Below are 1,236 nucleotides of genomic sequence, written 5' to 3'. Positions count from 1 at the left end.
GGGCCGCGCTGGGCCGCGCTGGGCCGGGCAGGAAGCCAGGGCCAGGGCCAGGAGCTTCGGGTGGCCGGCCGGGCGGCAATGAGGGTGTACGCATAAGGAGCCGGACCCGTGCGGGTCCGGCTCCTTCGCGTACACCTCGGGGGTCAGCGGCCCCGCGACTGGCGGAAGGCGCCTGGCGGCCGCATGTTCTTCGGGATCGCGCCCTTGGGCATCTGCGGCCGGGCGGTGAGCGCCTTGAGTCGCTTGTCCAGCGAGTTGACGTCCTTGCCGGAGAGGGCGCGGGGCAGGCGAAGCAGCGTCGTCCGGAGCTTGCGGATCGGCAGCTCGCCCTCCTCCTGCCCGATCACGTAGTCGTGCAGGGGCGCGGAGCCGATCACCTTGGACAGCCGCCGCTTCTCCTGGCCGAGCAGGCCGCGCACCCGCTGCGGGTTGCCCTCGGCCAGCAGGATCACGCCCGGGCGGCCGATCACCAGGTGGACCATGTCCATCTGGGTGGTCGAGCTGACCGCCGGGGTCACCCGCCAGTCGCCGCGCATGTTTTCCATGATCTGCGCCGCCGCGCCGGGTTGCCCCTCGGCGGCGTTCATCATCGCCTTGTTGGATCGCAGGTTGAGCACGATCAGCACCGCGAGCAGGATGAACAGGATGCCCAGCGGCAGCCAGATCCAGCCCCAGAAGATGACCGCGACCACGGTGAGCGCGAGCGGGAGCAGCACCGCCGCGGCGACCAACGGCGCGAACCACCGGTCCTGCTTGGCGGTGAACTGGAACACCATCCCGATCTGCTTCAGCCGCTGGCCGAACGAGACCTTCTCCTGGGGCTTTGCCATGCCGCAGAGTCTAGTGGTCGCCCCCGGCCCTGTTGATCCGCGTCCGGGTGCCCGGGGCAGCTGAGTACCTTACGTCGCCCTAGGCGTCCGGACCGGCCGGGTAAGGAGGCTGTGGGCCGGGAAGATGAGGCGCCATGCCCATGCCCGGGTGGGGCCTTCGCGCGAACAGTCGTCAGTAGCAGATGACGACGCCACGAAGGAGCCCGACATGTTCGGCAACGACGCAGATTTCCTGCTCACCCTGCACCGTACCCACGCCGCCGAGCTGCGCGCCGACGCGGCCGCCGACCGGCTCGCCCGGTCGCTGTCGCGTCCCGTCAGCCGCGGGTGGTTGGGCCGGCGCAGGCAGGCCGGTCGCGCCAGCGACGCCCGCCGGTGACCGCGCCCAGCGCGACTGTCGCGCCCA

General features: G+C 71.4%; 2 protein-coding genes. One reads left to right on the top strand and one right to left on the bottom strand.

All coding sequences use genetic code 11. The annotated features are described in order from the left end of the window. Positions 1 to 143 precede the first annotated feature (143 nt). Positions 144 to 830, bottom strand: coding sequence for a DUF4191 domain-containing protein (locus tag ABZU52_RS32450; RefSeq protein WP_354974722.1), 687 nt, complete (start codon positions 828 to 830; stop codon positions 144 to 146). Positions 831 to 1,038: 208 nt separating this feature from the next. Between ABZU52_RS32450 and ABZU52_RS32445 the strand changes: the two genes are divergently transcribed. Then, the gene (locus tag ABZU52_RS32445; protein ID WP_196925298.1) at positions 1,039 to 1,209 is read left to right on the top strand and encodes a hypothetical protein; all 171 of its coding nucleotides are present in this window, start codon (positions 1,039 to 1,041) and stop codon (positions 1,207 to 1,209) included. The last annotated feature ends 27 nt before the right edge of the window (positions 1,210 to 1,236 follow it).

Origin of the sequence: Micromonospora sp. NPDC005220, assembly GCF_040607895.1 — a bacterium.
Taxonomy (GTDB): Bacteria; Actinomycetota; Actinomycetes; order Mycobacteriales; family Micromonosporaceae; genus Micromonospora.
The sequence above is the reverse complement of the archived record's forward strand: the minus strand, read 5'-3'. Positions and strand labels throughout refer to the sequence as shown.